This window comes from Massilia endophytica (assembly GCF_021165955.1).
Taxonomy (GTDB): Bacteria; Pseudomonadota; Gammaproteobacteria; order Burkholderiales; family Burkholderiaceae_D; genus Rugamonas; species Rugamonas endophytica.
In genome coordinates this window covers 2,622,301-2,646,415 of record NZ_CP088952.1, presented here as the reverse complement: position 1 = coordinate 2,646,415, position 24,115 = coordinate 2,622,301, and the positions used below count along the sequence as shown (strand labels likewise).

At 65.2% G+C, this 24,115-nt stretch carries 30 protein-coding genes; 21 read left to right on the top strand and 9 right to left on the bottom strand.

Going from position 1 to position 24,115, the window contains the following annotated elements; all coding sequences use genetic code 11:
- Window positions 1-83 precede the first annotated feature (83 nt).
- Window positions 84-632: a PEP-CTERM sorting domain-containing protein gene (locus tag LSQ66_RS11845; protein ID WP_231769977.1), complete on the top strand. Its 549-nt coding sequence runs from the start codon at window positions 84-86 to the stop codon at window positions 630-632.
- Here LSQ66_RS11845 and LSQ66_RS11840 read toward each other — a convergent pair.
- Entirely contained in the window at window positions 626-1,264 is a 639-nt protein-coding gene (locus LSQ66_RS11840) for an NAD(P)-dependent oxidoreductase (protein WP_231769976.1), read from the bottom strand. The genes LSQ66_RS11845 and LSQ66_RS11840 overlap by 7 nt on opposite strands.
- 82 nt (window positions 1,265-1,346) lie before the next feature.
- On the opposite strand from LSQ66_RS11840, the gene LSQ66_RS11835 reads away from it, so the two are divergent.
- A complete protein-coding gene (locus LSQ66_RS11835; RefSeq protein WP_231769975.1) occupies window positions 1,347-2,258 on the top strand; it encodes a LysR substrate-binding domain-containing protein in 912 nt (303 codons plus the stop codon).
- On the opposite strand, the gene LSQ66_RS11830 is transcribed toward LSQ66_RS11835, so the two are convergent.
- Together LSQ66_RS11830 and LSQ66_RS11825 are read right to left on the bottom strand one after the other, a co-directional pair.
- Window positions 2,255-3,106 carry an alpha/beta hydrolase gene (locus LSQ66_RS11830; protein WP_231769974.1) on the bottom strand — a complete coding sequence of 284 codons (852 nt, stop codon included), beginning with the start codon at window positions 3,104-3,106 and terminating at the stop codon, window positions 2,255-2,257. The genes LSQ66_RS11835 and LSQ66_RS11830 overlap by 4 nt on opposite strands.
- Complete coding sequence (locus tag LSQ66_RS11825) at window positions 3,103-3,879, bottom strand: hypothetical protein (protein WP_231769973.1); 777 nt, start codon at window positions 3,877-3,879, stop codon at window positions 3,103-3,105. The genes LSQ66_RS11830 and LSQ66_RS11825 overlap by 4 nt, the downstream gene beginning before the upstream one ends.
- A gap of 118 nt (window positions 3,880-3,997) precedes the next feature.
- Here LSQ66_RS11825 and LSQ66_RS11820 point away from each other — a divergent pair, with 118 nt between their 5' ends.
- Window positions 3,998-4,696: an SIMPL domain-containing protein gene (locus tag LSQ66_RS11820; RefSeq protein ID WP_231769972.1), complete on the top strand. Its 699-nt coding sequence runs from the start codon at window positions 3,998-4,000 to the stop codon at window positions 4,694-4,696.
- Window positions 4,697-4,718: 22 nt separating this feature from the next.
- Here LSQ66_RS11820 and LSQ66_RS11815 read toward each other — a convergent pair whose 3' ends face one another.
- From LSQ66_RS11815 to pdxR, 3 genes are all read right to left on the bottom strand, one after another.
- Window positions 4,719-5,195, bottom strand: coding sequence for a VOC family protein (locus LSQ66_RS11815; RefSeq protein WP_231770101.1), 477 nt, complete (start codon window positions 5,193-5,195; stop codon window positions 4,719-4,721).
- 49 nt (window positions 5,196-5,244) lie between these two features.
- Window positions 5,245-5,790 carry a DUF2867 domain-containing protein gene (locus LSQ66_RS11810; protein ID WP_231769971.1) on the bottom strand — a complete coding sequence of 182 codons (546 nt, stop codon included), beginning with the start codon at window positions 5,788-5,790 and terminating at the stop codon, window positions 5,245-5,247.
- A 76-nt stretch (window positions 5,791-5,866) separates the two neighbouring features.
- Window positions 5,867-7,330: a MocR-like pyridoxine biosynthesis transcription factor PdxR gene (pdxR, locus tag LSQ66_RS11805; RefSeq protein ID WP_231769970.1), complete on the bottom strand. Its 1,464-nt coding sequence runs from the start codon at window positions 7,328-7,330 to the stop codon at window positions 5,867-5,869.
- 90 nt (window positions 7,331-7,420) lie between these two features.
- Here pdxR and LSQ66_RS11800 point away from each other — a divergent pair, with 90 nt between their 5' ends.
- On the top strand, window positions 7,421-8,233 hold the full coding sequence (locus LSQ66_RS11800) for an NIPSNAP family protein (protein ID WP_231769969.1): 813 nt from the start codon (window positions 7,421-7,423) through the stop codon (window positions 8,231-8,233).
- Here LSQ66_RS11800 and LSQ66_RS11795 read toward each other — a convergent pair.
- Entirely contained in the window at window positions 8,230-9,156 is a 927-nt protein-coding gene (locus tag LSQ66_RS11795; protein WP_231769968.1) for a DMT family transporter, read from the bottom strand. The two genes, LSQ66_RS11800 and LSQ66_RS11795, sit on opposite strands and share 4 nt — an antisense overlap.
- An 88-nt stretch (window positions 9,157-9,244) precedes the next feature.
- Between LSQ66_RS11795 and LSQ66_RS11790 the strand changes: the two genes are divergently transcribed.
- From LSQ66_RS11790 to LSQ66_RS11735, 12 genes are all read left to right on the top strand, one after another.
- Entirely contained in the window at window positions 9,245-10,141 is an 897-nt protein-coding gene (locus LSQ66_RS11790) for a LysR family transcriptional regulator (RefSeq protein ID WP_231769967.1), read from the top strand.
- Window positions 10,142-10,224: 83 nt separating this feature from the next.
- Window positions 10,225-10,863: an aldehyde dehydrogenase iron-sulfur subunit PaoA gene (gene paoA, locus LSQ66_RS11785; RefSeq protein WP_231769966.1), complete on the top strand. Its 639-nt coding sequence runs from the start codon at window positions 10,225-10,227 to the stop codon at window positions 10,861-10,863.
- Window positions 10,860-11,819, top strand: coding sequence for an FAD binding domain-containing protein (locus LSQ66_RS11780; protein WP_231769965.1), 960 nt, complete (start codon window positions 10,860-10,862; stop codon window positions 11,817-11,819). The genes paoA and LSQ66_RS11780 overlap by 4 nt, the downstream gene beginning before the upstream one ends.
- Window positions 11,816-14,014, top strand: a complete 2,199-nt coding sequence (gene paoC / locus LSQ66_RS11775) for an aldehyde oxidoreductase molybdenum-binding subunit PaoC (protein WP_231769964.1) — start codon at window positions 11,816-11,818, stop codon at window positions 14,012-14,014. The genes LSQ66_RS11780 and paoC overlap by 4 nt, the downstream gene beginning before the upstream one ends.
- Before the next feature lie 9 nt (window positions 14,015-14,023).
- Entirely contained in the window at window positions 14,024-14,353 is a 330-nt protein-coding gene (locus LSQ66_RS11770) for a four-helix bundle copper-binding protein (RefSeq protein ID WP_231769963.1), read from the top strand.
- A gap of 41 nt (window positions 14,354-14,394) precedes the next feature.
- Window positions 14,395-14,751, top strand: a complete 357-nt coding sequence (locus LSQ66_RS11765) for a hypothetical protein (RefSeq protein ID WP_231769962.1) — start codon at window positions 14,395-14,397, stop codon at window positions 14,749-14,751.
- A gap of 54 nt (window positions 14,752-14,805) precedes the next feature.
- Window positions 14,806-15,099: a hypothetical protein gene (locus LSQ66_RS11760; RefSeq protein ID WP_231769961.1), complete on the top strand. Its 294-nt coding sequence runs from the start codon at window positions 14,806-14,808 to the stop codon at window positions 15,097-15,099.
- Window positions 15,086-16,468 carry a TolC family protein gene (locus tag LSQ66_RS11755; RefSeq protein WP_231769960.1) on the top strand — a complete coding sequence of 461 codons (1,383 nt, stop codon included), beginning with the start codon at window positions 15,086-15,088 and terminating at the stop codon, window positions 16,466-16,468. The genes LSQ66_RS11760 and LSQ66_RS11755 overlap by 14 nt, the downstream gene beginning before the upstream one ends.
- Entirely contained in the window at window positions 16,465-17,859 is a 1,395-nt protein-coding gene (locus LSQ66_RS11750; RefSeq protein WP_231769959.1) for a multicopper oxidase family protein, read from the top strand. Before LSQ66_RS11755 ends, LSQ66_RS11750 begins: the two co-directional genes overlap by 4 nt.
- Window positions 17,860-17,932: 73 nt before the next feature.
- A complete protein-coding gene (gene bla, locus LSQ66_RS11745; protein ID WP_231769958.1) occupies window positions 17,933-18,838 on the top strand; it encodes a subclass B3 metallo-beta-lactamase in 906 nt (301 codons plus the stop codon).
- Window position 18,839: 1 nt separating this feature from the next.
- Window positions 18,840-19,607: a ThuA domain-containing protein gene (locus LSQ66_RS11740; protein WP_231769957.1), complete on the top strand. Its 768-nt coding sequence runs from the start codon at window positions 18,840-18,842 to the stop codon at window positions 19,605-19,607.
- A gap of 5 nt (window positions 19,608-19,612) precedes the next feature.
- Window positions 19,613-20,452 (top strand): protein phosphatase 2C domain-containing protein, encoded by an 840-nt coding sequence (locus tag LSQ66_RS11735; RefSeq protein WP_231769956.1) that lies wholly within the window; start codon window positions 19,613-19,615, stop codon window positions 20,450-20,452.
- A 1-nt stretch (window position 20,453) separates the two neighbouring features.
- On the opposite strand, the gene LSQ66_RS11730 is transcribed toward LSQ66_RS11735, so the two are convergent.
- Window positions 20,454-21,254: a DUF2971 domain-containing protein gene (locus LSQ66_RS11730; protein WP_231769955.1), complete on the bottom strand. Its 801-nt coding sequence runs from the start codon at window positions 21,252-21,254 to the stop codon at window positions 20,454-20,456.
- Between the two features lie 133 nt (window positions 21,255-21,387).
- Here LSQ66_RS11730 and LSQ66_RS11725 point away from each other — a divergent pair, with 133 nt between their 5' ends.
- The 5 genes from LSQ66_RS11725 (at window position 21,388) to LSQ66_RS11705 (ending at window position 23,110) form a co-directional block, all read left to right on the top strand.
- A complete protein-coding gene (locus LSQ66_RS11725; RefSeq protein ID WP_231769954.1) occupies window positions 21,388-21,603 on the top strand; it encodes a hypothetical protein in 216 nt (71 codons plus the stop codon).
- A 161-nt stretch (window positions 21,604-21,764) separates the two neighbouring features.
- The gene (locus LSQ66_RS11720) at window positions 21,765-22,124 is read left to right on the top strand and encodes a response regulator (RefSeq protein WP_231769953.1); all 360 of its coding nucleotides are present in this window, start codon (window positions 21,765-21,767) and stop codon (window positions 22,122-22,124) included.
- Between the two features lie 80 nt (window positions 22,125-22,204).
- The gene (locus LSQ66_RS11715; RefSeq protein ID WP_231769952.1) at window positions 22,205-22,588 is read left to right on the top strand and encodes a hypothetical protein; all 384 of its coding nucleotides are present in this window, start codon (window positions 22,205-22,207) and stop codon (window positions 22,586-22,588) included.
- A gap of 4 nt (window positions 22,589-22,592) precedes the next feature.
- A complete protein-coding gene (locus LSQ66_RS11710) occupies window positions 22,593-22,850 on the top strand; it encodes a DUF5985 family protein (protein WP_231769951.1) in 258 nt (85 codons plus the stop codon).
- The gene (locus LSQ66_RS11705) at window positions 22,847-23,110 is read left to right on the top strand and encodes a DUF5985 family protein (protein WP_231769950.1); all 264 of its coding nucleotides are present in this window, start codon (window positions 22,847-22,849) and stop codon (window positions 23,108-23,110) included. The genes LSQ66_RS11710 and LSQ66_RS11705 overlap by 4 nt, the downstream gene beginning before the upstream one ends.
- Here the strand turns inward: LSQ66_RS11705 and LSQ66_RS11700 are convergent, their stop codons facing one another.
- A complete protein-coding gene (locus LSQ66_RS11700; protein WP_231769949.1) occupies window positions 23,111-24,070 on the bottom strand; it encodes a choice-of-anchor A family protein in 960 nt (319 codons plus the stop codon). It abuts the gene before it with no gap.
- Window positions 24,071-24,115 lie beyond the last annotated feature (45 nt).

Sequence of the window (24,115 nt, the reverse complement as noted above, 5' to 3'; positions counted from 1 at the left end):
ACCGTGCGCGGACTCGTGCTTGCTAAGATCGTTCCAGTTTTCGCTGTCGGCTTCCACCCACAACGCCTCGGAACGGAGAAACTATGGCACGCACGATTCTGTATCCCCTCGCACTTCTCGCAGCGCTCGCAAGCGGCGCTGCGCAGGCGGACACCCGCACTTTCGCTTATCGCGGCTTCGATCTTTACTCAGCAGGGAACTTCAATCCCGACGCACTTCTCTACGGGACCTTCGAGGCGACCGACCTGAATGGCAACGGGAGCTATGAGCGCAACGAACTGACGTCCCTGGTCATCATGGGGCAGAAGTATATTGGCTGTGCTCCGCCCGACACGATCATGCCCTACTGCACGGTCGATGAATTCAGTTACAGCGAGAGCGCAGGCCTGTCGATCCGGGCGGCTTGGGAGTACTCGTATGGTGGAGGCAGCTTTTACAAGTATTTCGATACGGGCTACACCTACTGGGACCTGAGCCGTAGCGATCATGCGCCCACCTATGGACTGTATGCATACTGGACGGACCAGACCCAGTTCACCATCAGCCCAGTTCCCGAGCCCGGAGTGTTGCCGATGCTGGGACTGGGCCTGCTGTCGCTGGCGGTGCTGCGGCGGCGTAAGGGGTATCAGTAAGCGACGCTGAAGCGCTTGCGCGAGTGCGCAGGGCGCTCCAGTTCATCGATCATCGCCACCGCGTAGTCCTGCACCGAAATCCGGCTCTGGCCTTCGGCATCGGTCATCAGCTGATCGCCGCCGATGCGGAACCTGCCGGTGCGTTCGCCCGGTGCGATCATGGCCGCAGGGCTCAGGAGCGTCCAGTCCAGCTCCTGTTCCTTTCGCAGTTTCTCCAGCGTGTCGCGCGCGCCGAGCGCCGAACCTTTCCACTGCGCCGGGAACTCCGGCGTATCCACTGCCTGCACGCCGGGCGCCACCTCCAGGCTGCCCGCGCCGCCAACCACCAGCAGCCGCTTCACGCCCGCCTGTTTCACTGCCTGAATGATCGAATCGATGCCGCACCCGTAGTATTCGCGCACGTCCTGCTGCGCGTGGCCGCTGAACGCACTCACCACGGCTTCGTGGCCTGCGAGCTGCGCCGCCAGGCGTGGCGTATCCAGTACATCCACTGCGACTGCCTTCAGGCCCGCATGGGGCGCCAGCTTGTCCGGGTTCTGCACCAGCGCGGTCACGTGATGGCCGCGCGAGAGGGCTTCTGCGAGCAGGGCGGAGCCAATGAAGCCGCTGGCGCCGATAAGGGTGATGTTCATGAAAATCTCCGGTTTGATTGAAAGTCGAGTAAGTATGCTGGATTCACAGTTGCTTGATTAGGAGGTAAAATCCGCAATCACTATGAAGCCCAACTTCACAATCGACCGCCTGAAGCGCATGGCGGTATTCGCCCAGGTGGTGGAGGCCGGATCGATGAGCGGCGCCGCGCGCAGCCTGGGCATGACCACGTCCGCGGTCAGCCAGCAGATACGGCAGCTCGAAGCGGAAATCGGCCTCGTGCTGCTGCACCGCTCCACCCGGCGTTTGAGCACCACCGAAGTGGGGCAGGCCTATTACGAGGACTGCACGGCCATGCTGCAGGCTGCGCATACCGCCGAGCAGCGCCTTTCCGACATGCGCGACGAACCGCGCGGAGAACTTCGCGTCGCCTTCCCGGTCGGCTTCAGCGGCCATATGGCAGCCGCCATGGCGCCGCTGCTGCGCGCCCACCCGCGGCTTTCGCTGCGCCTGTTCGCGGAAGACCGCCGCGTGGACCTGATCGCCGAACGCATCGACCTGGCGATCCGCATCGGCACGCTCACCGACTCCACGCTGATTGCGCGGCGCCTTGCGGAGTGGCCGCATATGCTGGTGGCCTCCGCCGCCTTCGCGCAGGAACACGGCCTGCCTCAGGCGCCGGAGGAACTGTCGCGGTATCCCGTGCTGAACCTGAACGTGATGAACCAGACGGAGTTCATCGAGCTGCACCGGCAAGGCGAACCTGCGCGGCGCGTGCGCATTTCCGGTCCCGTTGCAGGCAACAGCTTCATCGCCCTCCAGCAGATGATGCTCCACGGCGCAGGCATCATGCGCGTGCCGGGACCCGATGCCGCGCCGCTGATCGACGCCGGATTCGCGGTTCCCGTGCTGCCGGAATGGGCTATGGCGCCCATGGGCGTCTATGCGCTGACCGTGCAGCGCGATTCCCAGCCCGCCAAGGTGCGGCTTGCGATTGCGGCGATACGGGACTATCTGGACAAGGCTGCGGGCTAAGGGACAGCAAGCAGCTCCCGGTCCCGCAGCCACGCTTCGGCGAGTGCGGGCCAGCCGGACATGGGACCGAGGCCTTCCCGCATGCCGACGCCGTGCGGGCCTTTCTCGAAAATATGCAGCGCGGCGGGAACACCGGCCCGGCAGAGCGCCTGGTAGAACAGAATGCTGTTCTCGGCCGGAACTGCCTGGTCCTCCTGGGTGTGAATCAGCAGCGTGGGCGGTGTAGCGGGGCTAACCTGCCGTTCCAGCGACATGAGCGCCAGATGGTCAGCGCCTGGCGCCTGTCCGAGAAGCGCCTGCCGCGAACCCATGTGACAGGCCGGCCCCTCAATGGTGATGACGGGATAGAGCAGCATCATGAAATCCGGCCTGGCGCTCACCGCGTCCAGCTGATGCCCGGTCTTTCCTGCCAGGTGCTCGAACAGTGTGCCTGCGCAGGCGCCGAGATGGCCGCCCGCGGAACTGCCCGCAATGCCGATGCGCTCCGGGTCGATGCCGAATCCTGGGGCAAACCATCGCACAAGGCGCATGGCGCGCAGCACGTCCAGCAGCGGCGCCGGGTGTTCGCAGGGAGCGATCCGCGACTTCAGCACAAAGCTGTGCACACCGAGATTCGTGAGCCATGCCGCATACTGCGCGCCTTCGCCGTCCATCGAAAGCTGTCGGTAGCCCCCGCCGGGGCAGATAATCACAGCGCAGCCGTTCGGCGCCTGCGCCTTGTACCAGCTGATGGTGGGGAGGCTGACGTTCCAGACGCAGTTGCCGTCTCCCAGCTCTTCGCCCATGTTTGCCAGTGCCGCAGGCACGCCTTCCGGCCAGAGGGGCAGAATGGCGTCAGGCGCCCTCATGCCGATTTCTTTCGATGCCGCTCCTGTTCCGCGCGGTAGATATCGAAGCGCACGGCCGATACCTTGCGCGCGATAGTCAGGGTCGCAAAGATCAGGAACACGTATTGCGCGATGAAGATTTCGGCCTGGGAGTCGTTGACCGTGTCGGTGACGGCGATCTCGTGCCGGATCTGGTCCATTCTCAGCCACAGGGAAAGCGAGGCGCCAGGCACGGCGGGCAGCTCCTTTGCGCGGATGGCGTAGGTGTGGTCGAGCAGCTTCCGCAGGGTGTCCCGCATGTACCGGATGTCGTCCGGCTTGTCGCTGAGGATAGCGAGCTTGTAGCGGAAGAGGGCATTGTCCAGGTCCCGGCAGTCCTGGCGCGCCGCCTGGTCGGGCGGGCAGAGGCTCGATGGCGCGGTGATGGCCAGGCGGGCACTCTCCAGGTGTTCGCTTGCGCGGTCCCACAGCAGCTTGTCGATTTCCAGTCCGGAGCGGTACTGGGTGATGGCGAAGGAGCCGATGGCGACCGCCGCAAGGATCTCGGCGGCGAGCTTGTGCTTGGCCAGCGCCTCGCCCTGCTCGGCCGAGGCGGTGTTTTCCAGCTCGATCCGGTGATGCCGGATCAGGAAGAGACCGAGCAGGCAGCAAACAGCCACGCTGGCAATGCCGAGATAGCGCACGCCCATCTGCGAAATGAAAACAAAATCGACGAAGGCCGCGAAGACAATGAGCGCCATGGCTTCGGCCAGATAGCGCTTCATGCGAGGGTTTTTCAGTTCCTTCAGCTTCATGTATGGGTAATCGTTCTCAAAGACAGTCATTATGCATGAGTGACCGAGGGCTTAATGTAGAGTATGTTTCTATTCTTCTGATTAACCAGAATTCATATAACCAGACGAGGTTTCAGCAATGCGGATGCTTTATCTCATAGCAGTTTCGGTTTGCATTTTCGCCGCCAGCGCATGCACGGCTGCGGAATTCCCCGACTATAACTTCATCCATGTCACTGGCGATGCATATGTTCTCGTGCCTCCCGACCGGGGTCAGATCTTCTTCGACATTCGCATCCGGGACAGCGATCCAGCCATGGCCACGGCACGGCTGGAGACGCGGTTGAATGAGATTCAGCAGCTTGTGAGTAGTACGGGCGCGACGTTTATCGACCTGGGAGAGCTCAAGCGCGACATTGCGGAAGCCCAGGACAAGACCGAGCTGGTAACCCTGCGCCGCAATCTTCGTATCGATGTGGATGATTTGGCAGTCTGGAAGCAGATGCTTGCTCCCTTGCTGGTCATGCCGGATCTCGACAAGCTCTCACTGTTTTTCGATACGTCCAGACGGGAAGACGTCGAGAACGAGCTTTCTGCGGAAGCAGGAAGAAATGCCCGGCGGCGCGCCGAGCTGCTGGCGAAATCATTCGGGCGCACGGTCACCGTCGCCTCGGCGATTACGGAAGGCCAGCTCCGGAACCTCAGCGCCTCGATGGGACTCGTTACCAGCAACGGCGCGGTCAATCGCGCGAAGAAGCTCACACAGGCGTATGATCCCACCAGCATCGTCACACTGCGGTTCGCTAAATCGATAGACGTGATTTTCCGCACCAAATAGCGTTCACCGGGGCAGGCGCGGCTCAGCCGCGCACTGCCGCCTCGATTTTTGCGACGTCGATCTTCCTCATCTCCATCATCGCGTCGAAAGCGCGCTTCGCCACATCGCCGCCCTTGGCCATTGCCTCGGTCAGCGCGCGCGGCGTGATTTGCCAGGAAAGTCCCCATTTGTCCTTGCACCAGCCGCAGGCGCTTTCCGCGCCGCCGTTGCCGACAATGGCGTTCCAATAGCGGTCGGTTTCGGCCTGGTCTTCCGTGGCGATCTGGAAGGAGAAGGCCTCGGTCTGCTTGAAGACATCGCCGCCGTTGATGCCCATGCAAGGGATGCCGCACACGGTGAATTCGACCGTCAGCACCTGGCCCTGCTTGCCGCCCGGGTAGTCGGACGGCGCCTTGTGCACGGCGGTGACTTTACTGTCGGGGAAGACGCTCGCGTAAAAATTGGCGGCCGCTTCGGCATCATCGGAATACCACAGGCAGATCGTGTTCTTGTTCATGATTACGCTCCTATTGGCTGACTTACAGGTAGACGCTAGAGACACCACATGGTTAAGGTGGCCATCCGATACGCGCCGCCCGGCGCAGGCTCGCTTTCACAACCATGCGGTGGAATAGCGCAATCACCAGGATGTAGGCACGTCCCAGCAGGTTATGGCAGTGGACGACCGTCGAGATAGTAAGCTCGCGCTCGCCCCCGCCAGCCTGCGCGCCGTGGCACAAAATAGAAACCCTGAAATCCAGGTGATTGTCGTCCTCGCCGACCACAATCTCATTCGGCGTGCTGCGGTAAATCTTGAAGATTCCCAGACGCTCGGCCTTCGCGCCCTGCGCGAGCCCAGCCAGATGCGAGCCTGTTTTCAGCCCAAAACCTGCGACGATCGCGTCTCGAACCCTCATGAGCCTGCCAATCCAGGCGGGCTGATTGTCAAAGATGAACCGCGCCAGCACATCCGGATCGGTGGACGCATCTGGAGGAAGCCGGATCGAAAATGCATCCGCCAGATTGACGGCTTTATAGGCGTTGGTAATGCTGGACTGCGCGGGCAGCGCAACCTGTCTTGCAAATGTGAAGTCAATCGGCATACGTGCGCTCATGAAATCTGCTGCGTTGGGAGAGCCCCGGCCTCAGGAAGTCGACGCCAGAGATCATGCCACTATAGCACTCAATACATTAGACAGGATTCGCGGAAAGCAGAACCTTTGCCAGACGCCGAACGCTGCTTGCCATCTCCGCAGCCTGTACTTGGCTGTAGCCAAGGACCAGACCGTTCCAGGGCTGCTTGCGCAGGCCGGATGCCTGGGTGCTGAGCGCCGCCGCGGAGATGCCTGCGGCCAGCGCGTCGGCGCTGAGTGCTGCGTCGTTCCAGGACGGATCGTTGAACTGGAGCGCGAGATGCATGCCGGTGCTCGCGCCGTACACCGTGCAGTGGCCCCGAAGCTCCGCGTCGATGGCTTCGAGCAGGGCGTCGCGCCGTTCGCGGTAAAGGTGCCGCATGCGGCGCAGGTGCATCATGAAGTGGCCTTCGCGGATGAAGGCGGCCAGCGCTGCCTGTTCCGCCACGCGTCCATGGCTGGGCATGCGCGCCACCGTGGCGCGCAGCGGCGCGGCCAGCGCGGCAGGAACCACCATGAAACCCGTGCGCATGCCGGGGAACATGCTCTTGCTGAAGGTGCCGAGATAGATGACCGGCGCATCCGGTTCCAGGCCCTGCATGGCGGGCAGCGGCGGGCCATCGTGCCGGAACTCGGCGTCGTAGTCGTCCTCGATGATCAGCGCACCGGCGCGCCGCGCCTGCCCCAGCAGCTCCAGCCTGCGCGGCAGGCTCAGTACACCGCCAATCGGATACTGGTGGGAAGGCGTGATGTAGAGCAGCCGTGGCGCGGCACGCTTCCAGTCCCGCGCGGTGGGCGCAATGCCTTCCTCGTCCACCTCAATGCCTACTGTGCGCAGCTGCGCGGCGCGGAAGGCGGCGAGCGCGCCCACGTAGCCGGGGTTTTCGACCCAGGCAGTTTCCCCCACATCCGCGAGGCTCTGCGCGCACAGCTCCAGGCTGGCCTGCGTGCCGGTGGTGACGATCACCTGTTCGGGCTCGCAGCGCAAGCCGCGCGCGGCGCGCAGGTATTCCGCCAGCGCCTGCCTCAGGGACAGCAGCCCGGCGGGATCGGCGTAATCGAGTTGCGGCGGGGAGATGCCGCGCCACGCCTTTTCCAGAAGGCGGCGCCACAGTGCGATGGGGAATTCGTCGAGTGCCGGCACGCCGGGAGCGAAGGCGGTCGACAGCGTGCCGGGCGGAGGAAGGCTGCGAAGTGCGGCCGTGCGCTGCGACAGGCTGAAGGCCGCGGGAGGCGAACTTTCCTGCGCGGCGCCCTGGGCGCCCAGCCGCGCCACCACGGTGCCGCGCCTCGTGGCGTCGAGCAGGCCTTCGGCGGCCAGCTGGTCGTAGGCATAGAGCACCGTGTTGCGCGCGGCGCCCAGTTCCGCCGCCAGCTCGCGGCTTGAGAGCAGGCGCGTTCCGGCGCTCAGGCGGCCATCCAGGATGGCGGTGCGCAGGCAGGCGTGGATGACGCGCTGGCGCGGCCATCCCGCCACGTCCTGGCGGCGCTCGAAGTGGCCCAGCAGGAGGGCGTAGTCCATTTTGGTAGTCCTAGGATCTGGGTGGGCTGTGGTACTTACGATGGGACCAGTGGACGATTATAGTCTGCCGCATCAAATTGGAGGAACCGAATGCAGCATATCCACTGGCTTTCCAGACTAGCCACCGCCGCCTGCCTGGGCGCCATCCCATTCAGCCAGTCCGCGGCAGCGCCAGCGGAGGACTGCTGCAGCGTGATCGAGCTGCGCCAGTACATCAACTATCCCGGCACGCGCGATACGCTGATCGATTTGTTCGAGGAGCGCTTCGTGGAATCGCAGGAGGCAGTTGGCATCCGCGTGCTGGCTACCTTCCGCGATGTGAACGAACCCAATCATTTCACCTGGCTGCGCGGCTTTCCCAGCATGGAGGCGCGCAAGAAGTCGCTGACGGACTTCTACTACGGCGACCTGTGGAAGGCTAACCGGAACGCGGCGAATGCCACGCTGTACGACAACGATAATGTCCTGCTGCTGCGGCCTGCTGTGCCGGGCGGGGGATTTGTTCTCAATCCGGCACAGCGCCCGGCGCCTGGCGCTGCGCTGGCCGGAAGTTTTTTGACGGGGAATGTCTATCACTTCGCGCAGCAGGTCACGCCCCAGTTCATCGAAAGCTTCGAACGCACCCTGATGCCGCTCTTCGAGAAGCATGGCGCCAGGGTGGTGGCGCGGCTGGTGTCGGAGAAGAGCGCCAACACATTCCCGCAGCTTCCCGTCCGCGAGGATGCCAATGTCTTCGTGTGGTTCGCGCGCTTCGACGACCGCGCGGCATATGAACGCTACCAGGCCTCGCTGGCGCAGGACCCGCGCTGGCGCGGCGAACTGTTCGCCGCGCTGTACAAGTCCCTTGCGCGCCCGCCCGAGGTGCTGGTGCTGACGCCTACCGCTCGCTCGCTGCTTCGCTAAGCGGCCAGGAACTTGATGCAGCCGACACCGGCCATCAGGAAGGCCACGCCGCCGAGCCGTGCGGCGCGCGCCGGCTGGCGCGGGAGGCGCAGCAGGCCATAGTGGTCCACGGCGATGGAGCAGAGCTGCTGGCCCGCGATGGTGAGGCCGACCGCCGCCGCCGCACCCAGGCGGGGCAGGGCGGTGAACACGGTCGTCACATAGAAGGCGCCCGCTAAGCCGCCCACCCAGCCCCACCACGGCATTTGGGCCAGGCCGCCGAGGCCTGCGAAAGGCTTGCGGCCGGTAGCGCATTGGCCGGCGAGCACCAGCAGCATCGACGCGGTGGCGACCGCGAAGCTCACTGCGCCCACCGGCAGGGGAGCGCCGAGATCCCGCAGCAGCAGCGCGTTCACCGCGCCCTGGGCAGGCAGCACGGCGCCCGCCGCAACGGCCACCAGCAGCCACGTGGGGCTTACGCCCTTGCCGCTGGAGGGGCTTTTCTGTCCGCGCACAATCATGGCCACACCCGCCAGCAGCACGGCGGTGCCGCCCAGCGTAGCGCCGCTCAAGCCATGCGCGGCGCCCGGCAGCAGGCCGCTCGCATCCAGCGTAACGGAGGCCAGCATCTGACCGCAGATGAAGAGGCCAATGGTCGTTACCGCGCCAAGCCGGGGGAAGAGCGCAATACCCGCCATCACATACAGCGCGCTGGCAACGCCCGCCGAGGCGTGCCACCAGGGCGCCTCGCCCAGCCGTGCGAGCGCGTGCAGCTGGCCAGTGCACGCCGCCGCCACCAGCAGCAGCGCCGTGGCCACGGCCAGCTGCATGGCTGTTGCGGTGAAGGGGCTGCCGCTGGCCTTGCTCAATTGCGCGTTGGCGGCGGCCTGCAGGGGCAGCAGTGCGCCCGCCGCAAGGGTGAGGAGAATCCATAGTGTGTCCATGTGCATCCTTTCTTGTATCGATGCGGTCAATGTAATGTGTGCTTTAATGTTCATCAATTCTCAAAAACTGCATAAGGGGTGAACATTGATGCACAAGTCGAACTGGGAGGATCTGCGCTACTTCCTGGCCGTCGCCGAGAGCGGATCACTGTCGGCCGCGGCCCGGCTGCTGGGCCTTACGCATTCCACCGTGATGCGGCGCATGGACGCGCTGGAAGAGCGGCTCGAAGTGCGCCTCTTCGAACGCTTCCAGACCGGCTATGTGATGACGGCGGCGGGCCTGAAGCTGCGCGACCAGCTGCTGCCGCTGGCCGCGCAGATGTCCGCACTGGAGCGCCAGCTGGGCGGGCAGGACGCGGGCCTGAGCGGCCAGGTGCGGCTCACCACCACGGATACGCTGCTGCACGGCGTTCTGGCGCCCATCCTCGCCGCCTTCCGCGCCCGTTATCCCGGCATCGCGCTGCAGGTCTCCGTCAACAATCACTTCCTGAACCTCACGCGGCGCGAGGCCGATATTGCGGTGCGTCCGTCGAACAAGCCGCCGGAGGACCTGGTGGCAACGCCCGTGGGCACCCTGCGCACGGCGCCGTACGCCTCCGCCGCCTGGCTGGCGGACCGGCGCGCCGCCTCGCTGGAGGAGCTGGACTGGGTGGCGGCGGATGAAGGGCTGAGCCACCTGGCGCAAGCGCGGTGGGTGGAATCGCATATCGCGCCCGAGCGCATCGTTTGCCGTATGGACAGCCTGCATGCCATGACTCAAGCAGTTGCCGCTGGTATGGGGGCGGGCATGCTGCTTTGCCTCCTGGGCGATGCGCGGCCCGAGCTGCTGCGTCTTGCGGAGCCCTTGGCGGCGCTGGACACGCGGGTCTGGGTGCTTACCCATCCCGACCTGCGCAAGGTGCAGCGCGTGAAGGTGCTGGCCGATTTCCTCAAGGAGGAACTGCGTGGAAAGCTGGGAGGAATTGCTGAGAAACGCGGTCAATAGTGTTTAGCTACTTTGGATAATCGCCTTACCATGAAGACTTGTCTTTTCCCCGCCTATCCATCAGCCATGAGGATGCGAATGATATGGACGAGTTTTATGACGTCAGGATTACCCGGCGCGATCTGCTGATAGCAGGCGCCCTGTCCGCCACCGCTGCCGCCGTGCCTTCCGTTGCGGCTCCCGCGGCTTCTTCCACCAGCCTGCCGCCCATCACCACCGACGTGACCCTGCTCGTGAACGGCAGGCGGCACGAACTCCATCTGGACACCCGCACCACGCTGCTCGACGCGTTGCGCGAGCACCTGCACCTGACGGGCACCAAGAAAGGCTGCGACCAGGGCCAGTGCGGCGCCTGCACGGTGATCGCGGACGGCCGCCGCATCAACTCCTGCCTCAGCCTGGCCGTCATGCACAACGGCGGTGAGATCACCACCATCGAAGGCCTGGGCACGCCGGAGAAGCTTCATCCCATGCAGGCGGCCTTCATCAAGCATGACGGCTACCAGTGCGGCTACTGTACGCCCGGGCAGATCTGTTCCGCGGTCTCCGTGCTGGATGAGATAAAGCGGGGCGTGCCAAGCCACGTGAGTCCGGACCTCACCCAGGCGCCGCAGCTCACGGAGGCGGAAATCCGCGAGCGCATGAGCGGCAATATCTGCCGCTGCGGCGCCTACTCGAACATCGTCGACGCGATCGTCGAAGTCTCGGGGAGGCCCGCATGAGAGCCTTCAGCTACGAACGCGCGCAGTCGCCTGCGGCCGCCGCCAGTGCCGCCCGCATGCCGGGCGCCAAATTCATCGCGGGCGGCACCAACCTGCTGGACCTGATGAAACTGGAAATCGAAACGCCGGTTCATCTGGTGGACGTCAACGGCCTGAAGCTGGACAGGATCGAGCCCATGCCGAACGGCGGCTTGCGCGTGGGCGCCCTGGTGCGCAACACGGATCTCGCCGCCGATCAGCGCGTGCGGCGCGACTATGGCGTGCTCTCGCGCGCCTTGCTGGCAGGCGCTTCCGCCCAGCTGCGCAACAAGGCCACCACGGCGGGCAACCTGCTGCAGCGCACGCGCTGCCCCTACTTCTACGACACGAACCAGCCCTGCAACAAGCGCAATCCCGGCAGCGGCTGTTCCGCCATTGGCGGCTTCACCCGCCATCACGCCATTGTGGGTACGAGCGACGCCTGCATCGCAACCCACCCGAGCGACATGGCCGTCGCCATGCAGTTGCTGGATGCGGGTGTTGAAACGGTGCGTCCGGACGGCGCCGCCCGCACCATTCCCATTGCGGACTTCTACCGCTTGCCGGGAAACACGCCGCATATCGAGAACACCCTGGAGCCGGGCGAGCTGATTACAGCCGTCACTTTGCCGAAGCCGCTGGGCGGAACCCAGGTCTACCGCAAGGTGCGGGACCGTTCCTCCTACGCCTTCGCGCTCGTGTCGGTGGCTGCCGTCATTCAGCAGGACGGCAGCGGGCGCGTGGCGCTGGGCGGTGTGGCGCACAAGCCCTGGCGCGTACCGGCTGCGGATGCGAGCATGGCGCGCGGCGCGCAGGCCGTGGCCGAACAGCTCCTGGCCGGCGCGAAGACCACGCAGGACAACGCGTTCAAGGTCCCACTGGTGCAGCGCACGCTGGCGTCGGTGTTGGCGGAAACGAGGGGAGGGAAGGCATCATGAAATTCACCACTCCCGCCACCACCAATCCCATCGACAGGCTGAAAATCGTCGGCAGGCCGACGGACCGGATCGACGGGCCGCTGAAGACCACGGGAACTGCGCCATACGCCTATGAGCACCACGCGGAAGCGCCGAATGCCGCCTACGGCTACGTCGTGGCTTCGGCCATCGCCAAGGGACGTATCGCTTCCATGAAGCTGGACGCCGCGCGCAATGCGCCGGGCGTGATCGCCATCGTCACCGCGGAGAATGCAGGAAAGCTCGGCAAGGGCAACTTCAACACGGCCACGCTGCTGGGCGGCCCCGAGATACAGCACTATCATCAGGCCATTGCGCTCGTGGTGGCGGAGACTTTCGAGCAGGCCCGCGCCGCAGCGCAGCTGGTGGAAGTGAACTACATCAAGGCGAAAGGGCGCTACGATCTCGCCGCTGCGAAGGGAAGCGCCAAGGAGCCCAAGGACAAGGAAGAGAAGGACACGAAGACCGGCGACTTCGACAAGGCCTTCGCCGCCGCTCCCGTGAAGCTGGATGCCACCTACACCACGCCCGACCAGTCGCACGCCATGATGGAGCCGCATGCCACCATCGCAGACTGGCACGGCGACAAACTCATTCTCTGGACCGCCAACCAGATGGTCAACTGGAGCCGGGGCGACATGGCGAAAACGCTCGGCATCCCGAAGACGCACGTGCGCCTGGTGTCGCCCTATATCGGTGGCGGCTTTGGCGGCAAGCTCTTTATCCGTTCGGAGGCGGTGCTGGCGGCGCTTGGTGCAAAGGCAGCGAACCGCCCGGTGAAGGTGGCGCTGGCGCGGCACCAGATGTTCAATAACACCACCCACCGTCCCGCCACCATCCAGCGCCTGCGCCTGGGCGCAACGCGCGAAGGCAAGCTGACGGCGATCTCGCATGAAAGCTGGTCCGGCGACCTGCCGGACGGGAAGCCGGAAACGGCGGTGCAGCAGAGCCGCCTCCTGTACGCAGGCGCGAACCGGGTCACGAAGATGCGCCTGGCCGTCCTCGACCTGCCTGAGGCCAACGCCATGCGCGCGCCGGGCGAGGCGCCCGGCATGATGGCGCTCGAAATCGCCATGGACGAAATGGCGGAAAAGCTGAAGATGGACCCAGTCACCTTCCGCATCATCAACGACACCACGGTCGATCCCCAGAAGCGGGAGCGGCGCTTCTCGCAGCGGCGCTATGTGGAGTGCCTGCGGATCGGCGCGGAACGCTTCGGCTGGAGCAAGCGCAATCCCGTGCCGGGACAGGTGCGCGAGGGCCGCTGGCTGATCGGGGTCGGCATGGCCAGTGCCTTCCGCAACAACCTGCTGCAGAAGTCCGGTGCGCGCGTGCGGCTGGACCGCAACGGCATAGTGACGGTTGAAACGGACATGACCGATATCGGCACCGGCAGCTACACCATCATCGCCCAGACGGCGGCCGAGATGATGGGCGTGGGGCTGGACAAGGTGGTGGTGAAGCTGGGCGATTCCGATTTCCCCATTTCCGCCGGATCCGGCGGGCAGTGGGGCGGCAACAGCTCCACGGCGGGCGTTTACGCGGCCTGCGTCAAGCTGCGCGAGGCGGTGGCGAAGAAGCTGGGCCTGGGCGCCGACGCGGACTTCGCGGACGGGATGGTGCGCTCGGGCGGCCGCTCGCTGCCGCTGCGCCAGGCGGCGGAAGGCGGCGAAGTCGTGGCCGAAGACACCATGGAATACGGTGACCTCGACAAGAAATACCAGCAATCCACCTTCGGCGGACATTTCGTGGAAGTGGCCGTGGATGCGGCGACAGGCGAAACCCGGGTGCGCCGCATGCTCGCCGTGTGCGCGGCGGGGCGCATCATCAATCCCAAGTCGGCGCGCAGCCAGGTGATCGGCGCCATGACCATGGGGGTGGGCGCGGCGCTGATGGAAGACCTGGTGGTGGACAAGCGCGTGGGCTTCTTCGTCAATCACGACCTGGCCATGTACGAGGTGCCTGTGCACGCCGACATCCCCCACCAGGAAGTCATCTTCCTCGATGAAACCGATCCTATCTCCTCGCCCATGAAGGCGAAGGGGGTAGGGGAACTCGGCATCTGCGGCGTGGCGGCGGCCGTCGCCAATGCGGTCTACAACGCTACCGGCGTGCGGGTGCGCGACTATCCCGTCACCCTGGACAAGCTGCTGGACAAGATGCCCAAATATATCTAGGAGAACCTCATGCACCAGCAATACAAGAGCTGTATCGAGGCCTGCCAGGCCTGCGCCAATGCCTGCGACCATTGCGCCGCCTCCTGTCTGCAGGAGGACGACGTGAAGTCCATGGCGCGCTGCATCGCCAACGACATGGACTGCGCCCAGATCTGCCGCCTCGCGGTGGCCTATATGGCGCGCGGCAGCGCTCACGCCGCGGCGCTCTGCCGCCTGTGCGCCCAGGTCTGCCGTGCCTGCGGCGAAGAGTGCGCCAAGCACCAGATGGACCACTGCCAGGAGTGCGCGGCAGCCTGCCGCCGCTGCGCGGAGGAGTGCGAACGCATGGCCGCAGCATGAGCGCTTGACCTTCCCCTTGTGGGAAGGTTTATACTTTCTGCATGCTGACCGTTCGCCGCCTCCTGCTCTGGCTTCTCGTTGCCGTGCTTCCCATCCAGGGCAGCGCCGCGATGGCGGCCGCCTGCGGCATGCACCGCAGCGTTCCGGCCGTGCAGCAGCATCACGCCGCGCCGGAAGCGCATTGCGGCATGGCGGATGCTGCGGACGCCAAGGCGCCGGACCATCAGGGCAAATGCGGGGGCAGCAGCTCCTGCTGCCTTGCCGCCTGCGCGCCCATGTCCGCCGCCCCTGCGCTGGCGGCGCCGCACCAGCCGTTCGTCACGCCGATATCGCGCGAGCCCGCCATGACGGGCCACATCCCCGCCACCCCGGAACGGCCGCCACGCCTCGCTGCCTGATTGCCGTTTCGTCCCGGCCCCGCGTCCGGGCGTCCAGTCAACTGAGGAAAAAACATGAAACGATACACACTGCTGCTGTGCGCAGCGGCCTGTGCGCCTGCGCTGGCCTTTGCGCAGGCCTCCAATCCCGGCGCGCCGGTGCCGCCGCTGCGTTACAGCTCCGTCTTTGCCGACGCGGCGCCCGCGAAGGAAGAGGAAACCACACCGGACCAGCGCTGGCAGGCCGCCAACCGCAAGGCCGCAGGCATGGACGACAAGGCTTCGGCCCATGCGCACCACCACGCCGCGCCGGCCAAGCCTGCGAAGGAAGAACCGAAGCAGGAGCACCATCACCATGAAGGCCATTGATATGAATGCAGCCCGCATGCGCTGCGTCGCGGCGGCGCTGGGCGCGCTGGCCCTGGCCGGCTGCGCCGGTCCCGCGCCGGACGGCGGCCTGGGCGAAGTCTCCACGCTGGCTGCGCAGCGTATCGGCCAGCCTGTAAAGCTGGACGCTTCATCCCGCGAGGCGGCGGAAGAGCAAGTCGCCCAGCTGCTTGCGCAGCCGCTGACGGCCGACAGCGCCGTGCAGCTTGCGCTGATGAACAACCCCGGCCTCAAGGCATCGCTGGGGGAACTCGGCGTGGCGGGCAGCGAGCTGGTACAGGCTGGCCGCCTGCGCAACCCCTCCATCGGCTTCGGCCGCATCGGCAACGGCGCGGACAAGGAAATCGACCGCAGCGTGATCTTCGACCTCGCTGGCCTGCTCACCATGCCCGTGCGCGTGAACATCGAGCAGCGCCGCTTCGAACAGGCGAAGCTGAATGCCGCAGCCCAGGTGCTGCGCCTGGCCAGCGAAACGCGCCAGGCCTACTTCGTGGCCGTGGCGGCAGCGCAGAGCGCCGCCTTCGCCGACCAGGTGCGGGGCGCCGCCGAAGCGTCATCCGAACTGGCGGAGCGCATGAGCAGAACGGGCAACTGGAGCAAACTCGATCAGGCGCGCGAACGGGCCTTCTTCGACGACGCGCTGACCCAGCAGGCCCGCGCGCGGCATGAGGCCGTGGCCAGCCGCGAACAGCTTGCGCGCCTGCTCGGCCTGTGGGGCGACAGGCCCGCGTTCACCCTGCCGGACCGCCTGCCCGAGCTGCCGGCAGCGCCTTTGGAGCCGCAGAATGCGGAGGGCAGCGCCCTGGCGCAGCGGCTGGACGTGCTGGCCGCGCGGCGCGATGCCGAAGCATCGGCCGCGTCGCTGGGCCTTACGCGCACCACGCGCTTCATCAACGTGTTCGAGGCGGGCTACGCCAACAAGAGCGCGAGCGGCGAACCCCGGGCGAATGGGTACGAGGTCACGCTGGAGCTGCCGCTCTTCGACTGGGGCGGCGCGCGTGTCGCCCGCGCCGAGGCGCTCTACATGCAGTCCGTGCACCGCACGGCCGATGTGGCGGTGCGCGCCCGCTCCGAAGTGCGCGAGGCATATTCCGCCTACCGCACCAACTACGACATCGCCCGCCACTACCGCGACCAGGTTGTCCCGCTGCGCAAGCAGATTTCGGACGAGGTCCTGCTGCGCTACAACGGCATGCTGGCCAGCGTCTTCGAACTGTTGGCCGATGCGCGCGACCAGCTCAATGCCGTCAACGCCGCCATCGAGGCGCAGCGCGATTTCTGGCTGGCCGAAGCCCGCCTGCAGGACGCCATGCATGGCGGGGCCAACAAGGAACAGGGAGCAGCACAATGATCTCACGCAGGGATTTCTTCAAAGGCGCCGGCGCCGTGGCCGTGAGCGCCGCGGCGGTGAGCAGGGCCGGAGCCGCCACGCTGCCCGAGGCAGCCAGCGCGGCGGACGCGAACACCCAGGTCCCCCCGCCGCCGCCCAATGGACGGCATTTCAATCCTGTCGTCACGCTGAACGGCTGGTCGCTGCCGTGGCGCATGAACAATGGCGTCAAGGAGTTCCACCTGGTGGCCGAGCCAGTGGTGCGCGAGCTCGCGCCGGGCATGAAGGCCAACCTGTGGGGCTATAACGGACAGTCGCCGGGACCGACCATCGAAGTGGTGGAAGGCGACCGCGTGCGCATCTTCGTCACCAACCGGCTGCCGGAGATCACCAGCATCCACTGGCACGGCCAGCGCCTGCCGAACGGCATGGACGGCGTCACCGGCATTACACAGCCCGCCATTGCTCCCGGCAAGACCTTTGTGTACGAGTTCGTGGCCAGGCGCCCGGGCACCTTCATGTACCACCCCCACGCGGACGAAATGACGCAGATGGCGATGGGCATGATGGGCTTCTGGGTTACGCATCCCAAAGACCCGTCGCAGCATGCGGTCGACCGCGACTTCGTCTTCCTGCTCAACGCCTACGATATCGAGCCGGGAAGCTACACGCCCAAGGTCAACACGATGCTCGACTTTAACCTGTGGACCTTCAACAGCCGCGTCTTCCCCGGCATCGATCCGCTGGTGATCCGCCAGGGCGACAAGGTGCGCATCCGCGTAGGCAACCTCACTATGACCAACCACCCCATCCACATGCACGGCCACGAGTTCGTGGTCACGGGAACGGATGGCGGCTGGACTCCGCCCGGCTCGCGCTGGCCGGAAGTCACCACCGACGTGGCCGTGGGCCAGATGCGCGCCATCGAGTTCACGGCGACCGATCCCGGCGACTGGGCGCTGCACTGCCACAAGTCGCACCACACCATGAACGCCATGGGGCATGATGTGCCCACCCTGATCGGCGTGGACCACCGCGGCGTGGCCGAAAAGATCAACCGTATCGTGCCGGACTATATGGTCATGGGCGAGAAGGGCGGCTCCATGGGCGGCATGCAGATGCCGCTGCCCGAGAACACGCTGCCGATGATGACGGGCGAAGGGCCTTTCGGCAACGTGGAGATGGGCGGCATGTTCACGGTGATGAAGGTGCGGCCGGGCCTGAAGCGGGGCGATTACCGCGATCCGGGCTGGTACAGGCACCCGGCAGGCACTCTGGCCTACGAATGGACTGGGGCGCTGCCCGAACCCGCGCGCTCGGGCAGTGCGGGCGGGCATCTGATGCCTGCGCGCGGGCAGGGCAACGTGGAGCTCAAGGTCCGGAAACCGACCAAAGGTCATCACGGGCATTGAGTGCAGGTTCTCGACAAGTATCGTTGATCGCATTAGCATGTTGTGATCAATCGATACTTGGAGACCGGTTAACATGAAATACCTCGCTGTAGCAGCCCTTTTCGCTGCCGCCGCCGTTCCCGCCTTCGCCGCCGACGGAGAAATCGACAACGTCAAATGCAGCATGTGCGATGGCTGGAACAAGCCGCAAAAGCCGTTCCGCATCTTTGGCAACGCCTGGTATGTGGGCACGACCGAGCTTTCGGCCGTGCTGCTCACCGGTCCGAAAGGCCATATCCTGCTGGACGGCGCCTTGCCCCAGTCCGCGCCGCTGATCGCGGCCAGCATCAAGGAGGCTGGCTACGACATCGAGGACGTGAAGCTGATCGTCAATTCCCATCCCCATTACGACCACGCGGGCGGCATTCCCGCCCTGCAGCGCATGTCCGGCGCCCGCGTGGCCGCCAGCCCTGCTTCGGCCAAGGTGCTGCGCGACGGCGAAGTGGGGCCGGACGATCCGCAGTTCGACCCGAAGGGCAACACGCGCATCGATCCGCTGAAGAAGGTGGCCATCGTGCGGGACCGCGAAACCCTGTATATCGGCCCCATCTCCGTCACCGCCCACATGACGCCTGGCCATACGCCCGGCAGCACAACCTGGAGCTTCCGCGCCTGCGAGGCGGACGGCCACTGCAAGACCATCGTCTACGCCGACAGCCTGAATCCTGTTTCCACAAACGGCTTCCATTACACCGGCGACCGCAACCGCCCAGATATCTCCACCTCCTTCCGCGACAGCATCAGGAAGGTCGCTTCGCTCAAATGCGACATCGTGATCTCCGTCCACCCCGGCTTTACCGACACCATGGGCAAGCTGGCCTCGCGCACGGACGCCGAGAATACCTTCGTCGATGTGGAAGGCTGCCGCGACTACGCGGCCGACGCAAGGAAGCGCCTCGAAAAGCGCATCGCCACCGAATTGGCCGAGAAAGGGAAATAAGATGAGAATGCCCGCCGCCGCCCTGGCGCTTTCCGGCATGCTGTGCATGCAGGGAGCGCTGGCCGAACAGTTCAACGTGCTGCTGTTTACCAAAACGGCGGGCTGGCATCACGATTCCATTCACGCCGGTGTCACGGCCGTGCAGGAACTGGGCAAGTTGCACGACTTTGGCGTCTTCTGGACCGCCGACGCGGAGCGCGTGTTCAACGACAAGGAGCTGGCCAAATACCAGGCCGTCGTCTTCCTGCTGACGACGGGCGACGTGCTGACGGAGGCCCAGCAGGCCGCCTTCGAACGCTACATCAAGGCGGGCGGCGGCTATGTCGGCGTGCACAGCGCCTCGGATACCGAGTACAAGTGGCCCTGGTACACGAAGATGGTGGGACGCATGTTCCACGTCCATCCAGCGGTGCAGACGGCCGTGCTGAAGGTCGAGGACCGCAACTTCCCCGGTATGGAGCGCTTCGCGCCGCGCTCCCTGGCTACCGAGGAATGGTACGAATTCGGCCCCGCCCAGTCGGACCGGCTGACCTATCTGCTCTCGGTGGATGAAAGCACCTACAAGCCCCAGACCAAATGGCCCGACCGGGAAGGGAAGGGCATGGGCAGCTTCCATCCCGTGAGCTGGTATCAGCCCTACGATGGCGGCCGTGCCTTCTATACGGCCCTGGGGCACCTGCCCGCGACCTATGGCGATCCGGTATTCCGGCACCACCTGTATGGCGGCATCTACTGGGCGACAACCGGCAGGGGCTTCAAGGCGGAGTAACAGCAGTGAAGATCGAAGAAATCTCCTCGCCCGGCGGCGGGGATGCGAACGAAGACCTGATTGCGGTATTCGAAGAGGGCGCTTCCACCCACATCCTCGTGCTGGACGGCGGCACTTCCGTCGCGGACAGGGCCTACATCGATGAGGAAAGCGGCGACGCGGCCTGGCTGATGCGCAACTTCGCCGAGGCGCTGCAGGGCGCCATTCCCGAGGCGCCATCGCAGGAAAGCGCCGTGCTGCGCGCCCTGGACGAAGTGTTTGCGCGCTTCCAGGCGGCGACGCGCGGCGTGGAAGTGCCTCTCTATGCCTGGCCGGTGGGCGCGGCCACGTGGGTGCGCGTGACGGGAAGCCGGCTAGAAGCCTACTGCGTCGGCGACTGCAAGCTGCTGCTCCAGCATGCCAACGGCCGCGTGACCGACCTCGATCCTTACGTGAATCCGCAGGAGGACGTGCTGCGCGAAGCGATAGCCGGGCTGGTGGAGCGCGGCATCACCGATCCGGAAACCCGCATGGCGCATTTGCTGCCCATGCTGCGCGCGCGGCGCGAGTTCATGAACACTGCGGAGGTGCCGCCCGCGCTCTGCATGCGGCCGCAGGGCCCTTTCCCCGCGCGTTCATATGCCGCTGATGTTGGCGCAGGCGCTGCGCTGCTGGGAATGAGCGACGGGTTCTACCGCCTGGTCGACCCCTACGGCCTGCACAACAACGCGACCCTCCTGGCGGCCTGCCGTGACCTCGGCCTGCCCGCCGTCCTCGCGCAGCTGCGAAACCACGAGAACGGTTCGGGTGGCGCGCTCGCCGTCAAGAACGCGGACGACGCCTCCGCCGTCCTCTGCACCTTCTGACTCAGTCGAGGTCTTCGAGTTCGAGCTGATAGTCGCCGCTGTGCTTGCGGATGCGGCGCACGGGCACGCCGAGTTCGCGGCCCTTGGCGCGCACCGCCTCGCACTGCGCCTCGTCCATCTGCATTCCGGCGATGAGGGCCGTCATGCGCATGTGGCGCGGCAAGGGCACCGGGCGCGCCTTCGCGGCGAAATGGATGATGCGCCATTCCTTCTCGTAGGCCCAGTCCGCGTGCTTGGTCGCGGCCAGGCGCGACATGACCTGGTGCGGCGAGAACAGCACCTCGCTGAAGCAGATGGTCGGCATCTCCGTCAGGTACTGCACATAGTGCTGCCCGAAGCCGTCCTTGCCCGCCTGCGCGTCGAGCTGGTCCTGCTGCACGGCGTATTCCACGCACAGGCCGAAATGGTTGCTGCCGTAGTGGGACCACATCAGCGGCATGTTCCAGTGCTGGGCGAAGCAGGCCACGCCGAAGCAGGCCGCGCGCCGGTTCGCCGCTTCGATCACGCCGTCACGCGGCAGGCGTCCTTCCATCCACGCATGCAGCGCCTGCCACAGGTCCTCGTCGTAGAACCAGTGCTTCTTCACTTCCTCGTTGTCCTCCACCAGCAGGCGGAAGGCGCGCCGCAGCCGCTCCTCGTCGGCAAAGGGACTGTGCTGGGTTTCGTCGGCGATGCGGATGCGCAGGTCGAAGGGATCGTTGAAGGTGGCCGGGCCGCTCATCCAGATCTGCCCGGGCTGCAACTGGTCCAGCGCTTCCGCGGGCAGGAAACGGTAGCGGGAGATGGCGTCGTGCGGTTCCATGCGCCAATTATGAACGGCTTCCCCCGGCTGCGCGCCACGCCTAGCCTTATTCCTACAAGTGCTGTGGATGTGCGGCTACACGTGCGCGCTTCCCGGAGGCATAAGATGCAATGGCCGAAATCGGGAGCATGAAATGAACAAGCCAAGCGCTTCGAATCCGCGCCTCAATACCTGGACCGCCACCGTGGTGCGTTCGGGCCTGTATCTGCAGGCTGTCGCGGGAACGCAGGAAGCGGCACGCTATCTGACCCAGGAGGGGATTTCGCCCGCCGTGATCCAGCGCGTGCTCGGAGCGCGGGGCGGCCGGCGCGCCGAGGATTTGCCGGTGAGCGATGCCCTGCAGTCCTGAACGTGCGCTTTTGTCCTACAGGAGGATAAGCGGGCTGCCGATGTAGCCCATCCCGCTCCAGGCCTATCATGGCCTCATAGCGCGACTCCTTCGATAGCACGAGCCTCGATATCCGGTCAGGAATACAGCCGCGCCCCCGTTTTGTTTTGGAAGCGTGACCTATGACCGCCACACGACGAGTTCTGATTATTGACGACAACCGGGATGCCGCCGACCTGCTGCGGGACCTGGTCAGCCTGTACGGCCACTCGGCCACCGTCGCCTATGGCGGCGAACAGGGGCTGGCCGCCGCCCAGACCGTGGAGCCGGATGTGGCCTTCGTCGATATCGGCATGCCCGATATGGACGGCTACGCCGTCGCCCGCGCCCTGCGGCGCACTGCCCATGGGGCCAAAATGCGCCTGATAGCCCTGACCGCCTGGTCCGACCGCACGACGCGGGAACTGGTGAAGGCGGCCGGCTTCGACGTGCACCTGGGCAAGCCTGCCACCCTGGACGCAGTGATGGCCCACCTGGCCTGACCCCGCGCACGATTGAAACTGCTTTCAATTTGGCAATAATGTTACACTGCGCCCCGCATGACTCAGCAAGCGGGTGACAAGTGACGCAAGGCTCCACCATTACCGACGAAATCAGGCGTTTCGTCCTGACTTCGGTCCCGTCGGTTCCCTTTGTGGAAGGGATGCTGCTGCTGCGCGCCGATCCGGCCGCACAGTGGACAACGGCCGACCTGGCCCGGCGCCTCTACATCGGCGAGAAGCTGGCGGCGCAGCTCATGCAGGAGCTGCGCGAAGCCGGCATCGCCCACCAGGATGCGGAAGACATTCACCATTACGCTCCCACGAGCCCCGGGCTCGATGATTTGCTGGGCCAACTGGCGGACGCGTATTCGAAGTCCCTGGTCGAAATCACCAATCTTATTCATTCCCGTACCTCCAGGAAAGCGCAGCGCCTGGTGGATGCTTTCGAATGGCGGAAGGGTTAAGCCTATGGTCGTTCTGATTTATTGCCTCTGCGCACTAACTTCCTTTGTCTGCGCCTGGGCCTTGTTGCGCAGCTACTTCGCGAACCGTTCGCGCATCCTGCTCTGGACGGGGCTCAGTTTCTGCTTCATGTTCGTCAACAACGTCTTCCTGATACTGGACCGTATCGTGTTCCCGGACGTCTACCTGACGCCGGTACGGCTGGTGATGGCGCTGACCGCGGTGATCCTGCTGGTGGTCGGCCTCGTATGGGAGGATGAATGATGGAGCTGATGAATCTGGCAACCGGCGCCATTGCCGCGCTGTCCCTGGTAGCCTGCCTCTTCTTCCTGCGCTATTGGCGCAGCACGCGGGACCGCTTCTTCCTCTACTTCGCCATCTCCTTCGGCATCGAAGGCGTAAACCGCATCGCCATGGGACTGACGCGGCAGGCCGACGAGGACACGCCGGTGCACTACGTGATCCGGCTCGTCTCCTACCTGCTGATCCTGTACGCCATCGTGCGCAAGAACATCCGCCGCTGATCAGGCAGCCAGCGGCTCCGGATGGGTAAGCTGGTCGCGGCGGCGCACGTTAATCAGCAGGATCAAGCCCAGGCCCACGGCAAGCATGGGCCAGATCGACAGTTCGGACACCGGCGCCAGCGCCGCATAGCCCGGTACATTCACGGGCTTGAAGTAGTGGTCCGCATTCACCTGCACGCCGGCCAGCCAGTTCCCCACGATGACATTGCCGTTGATCTGGGCCCCGCCGCCCGTCACCGTGGCCAGGGGCGCGAGAATGCTGCCCTGGACGCCCACGTTCTGGATGTTCAGGTTCGTCGCCTCGTGGAAGTTGTACAGCACGTTGTAGTTCGCAAAGGCGCTCAGGCCCACGCCGTTCTGGTGGAAGCCGATGGCATCCTTGCCGCTGATATTGAAGATCAGCGTGGCGCCGGACTGCAGGTTGTTCAGGTTGAAGTAGTTCACGCTGGAGAAGGCCGCGCCCGTGATATCGAACACTTCCACGGCCCGGCGCGTGCCTGTCAGCGTCATGCCGCCGTAGGCGATGCTGGTGCTGCCCGTGCGGGCCAGCTTGCTCAGGGTGGAGGATACGGTCTTCGCGTGCGCCGCCATCGCCGCCAGGTCGGCCGGGCTGGCGCTCACCGACTTCGTATCCCGGTCCGTTCCCACCGAATTCAGGAAGGCCTTGCCGCCGACGTAGTAGCTGCCGTTGTTCAGCGAGGCGCTCGAATAGTCCAGGTTGCCGCCCACCACCAGGGAGTAGCTGCCGAAGGCGTCCTGGTTCTTGCGGTTGATGGAATAGCTGCTGGCCGTCAGGTTCCCCTTGACCACCACCGCGCCCTCCACATCGGAGCCCCTGGTGCTGAAATTCCCCAGGCTGAAGAGGTTCGCGTTATGGACGCCCAGGTCAAGCACTTCGGCGCCGGCAGGGCCGGCGGTCACGGCAAGGCCGAACATGGCAAGAGCGAAATAGGAGCGCATGGCGAGAATCCCTGAAATGGTTTTAGGAAATTCTCTCACAAAATC

What these genes read in the sequence shown, in the direction of transcription:
- LSQ66_RS11755 (WP_231769960.1), top strand. Translation starts at nt 15,086, where the DNA reads ATGAAGGCCATTGATATGAATGCAGCCCGCATGCGCTGCGTCGCGGCG.
- LSQ66_RS11765 (WP_231769962.1), top strand. Translation starts at nt 14,395, where the DNA reads ATGCTGACCGTTCGCCGCCTCCTGCTCTGGCTTCTCGTTGCCGTGCTT.
- LSQ66_RS11770 (WP_231769963.1), top strand. Translation starts at nt 14,024, where the DNA reads ATGCACCAGCAATACAAGAGCTGTATCGAGGCCTGCCAGGCCTGCGCC.
- LSQ66_RS11780 (WP_231769965.1), top strand. Translation starts at nt 10,860, where the DNA reads ATGAGAGCCTTCAGCTACGAACGCGCGCAGTCGCCTGCGGCCGCCGCC.
- LSQ66_RS11840 (WP_231769976.1), bottom strand. Translation starts at nt 1,264, where the DNA reads ATGAACATCACCCTTATCGGCGCCAGCGGCTTCATTGGCTCCGCCCTG.
- LSQ66_RS11830 (WP_231769974.1), bottom strand. Translation starts at nt 3,106, where the DNA reads ATGAGGGCGCCTGACGCCATTCTGCCCCTCTGGCCGGAAGGCGTGCCT.
- bla (WP_231769958.1), top strand. Translation starts at nt 17,933, where the DNA reads ATGAAATACCTCGCTGTAGCAGCCCTTTTCGCTGCCGCCGCCGTTCCC.
- LSQ66_RS11750 (WP_231769959.1), top strand. Translation starts at nt 16,465, where the DNA reads ATGATCTCACGCAGGGATTTCTTCAAAGGCGCCGGCGCCGTGGCCGTG.
- paoC (WP_231769964.1), top strand. Translation starts at nt 11,816, where the DNA reads ATGAAATTCACCACTCCCGCCACCACCAATCCCATCGACAGGCTGAAA.
- LSQ66_RS11720 (WP_231769953.1), top strand. Translation starts at nt 21,765, where the DNA reads ATGACCGCCACACGACGAGTTCTGATTATTGACGACAACCGGGATGCC.
- LSQ66_RS11725 (WP_231769954.1), top strand. Translation starts at nt 21,388, where the DNA reads ATGAACAAGCCAAGCGCTTCGAATCCGCGCCTCAATACCTGGACCGCC.
- LSQ66_RS11800 (WP_231769969.1), top strand. Translation starts at nt 7,421, where the DNA reads ATGCAGCATATCCACTGGCTTTCCAGACTAGCCACCGCCGCCTGCCTG.
- LSQ66_RS11740 (WP_231769957.1), top strand. Translation starts at nt 18,840, where the DNA reads ATGAGAATGCCCGCCGCCGCCCTGGCGCTTTCCGGCATGCTGTGCATG.
- LSQ66_RS11820 (WP_231769972.1), top strand. Translation starts at nt 3,998, where the DNA reads ATGCGGATGCTTTATCTCATAGCAGTTTCGGTTTGCATTTTCGCCGCC.
- LSQ66_RS11845 (WP_231769977.1), top strand. Translation starts at nt 84, where the DNA reads ATGGCACGCACGATTCTGTATCCCCTCGCACTTCTCGCAGCGCTCGCA.
- LSQ66_RS11790 (WP_231769967.1), top strand. Translation starts at nt 9,245, where the DNA reads ATGCACAAGTCGAACTGGGAGGATCTGCGCTACTTCCTGGCCGTCGCC.
- LSQ66_RS11810 (WP_231769971.1), bottom strand. Translation starts at nt 5,790, where the DNA reads ATGAGCGCACGTATGCCGATTGACTTCACATTTGCAAGACAGGTTGCG.
- LSQ66_RS11835 (WP_231769975.1), top strand. Translation starts at nt 1,347, where the DNA reads ATGAAGCCCAACTTCACAATCGACCGCCTGAAGCGCATGGCGGTATTC.
- paoA (WP_231769966.1), top strand. Translation starts at nt 10,225, where the DNA reads ATGGACGAGTTTTATGACGTCAGGATTACCCGGCGCGATCTGCTGATA.
- LSQ66_RS11710 (WP_231769951.1), top strand. Translation starts at nt 22,593, where the DNA reads ATGGTCGTTCTGATTTATTGCCTCTGCGCACTAACTTCCTTTGTCTGC.
- LSQ66_RS11825 (WP_231769973.1), bottom strand. Translation starts at nt 3,879, where the DNA reads ATGAAGCTGAAGGAACTGAAAAACCCTCGCATGAAGCGCTATCTGGCC.
- LSQ66_RS11795 (WP_231769968.1), bottom strand. Translation starts at nt 9,156, where the DNA reads ATGGACACACTATGGATTCTCCTCACCCTTGCGGCGGGCGCACTGCTG.
- LSQ66_RS11760 (WP_231769961.1), top strand. Translation starts at nt 14,806, where the DNA reads ATGAAACGATACACACTGCTGCTGTGCGCAGCGGCCTGTGCGCCTGCG.
- LSQ66_RS11705 (WP_231769950.1), top strand. Translation starts at nt 22,847, where the DNA reads ATGATGGAGCTGATGAATCTGGCAACCGGCGCCATTGCCGCGCTGTCC.
- LSQ66_RS11730 (WP_231769955.1), bottom strand. Translation starts at nt 21,254, where the DNA reads ATGGAACCGCACGACGCCATCTCCCGCTACCGTTTCCTGCCCGCGGAA.
- pdxR (WP_231769970.1), bottom strand. Translation starts at nt 7,330, where the DNA reads ATGGACTACGCCCTCCTGCTGGGCCACTTCGAGCGCCGCCAGGACGTG.
- LSQ66_RS11700 (WP_231769949.1), bottom strand. Translation starts at nt 24,070, where the DNA reads ATGCGCTCCTATTTCGCTCTTGCCATGTTCGGCCTTGCCGTGACCGCC.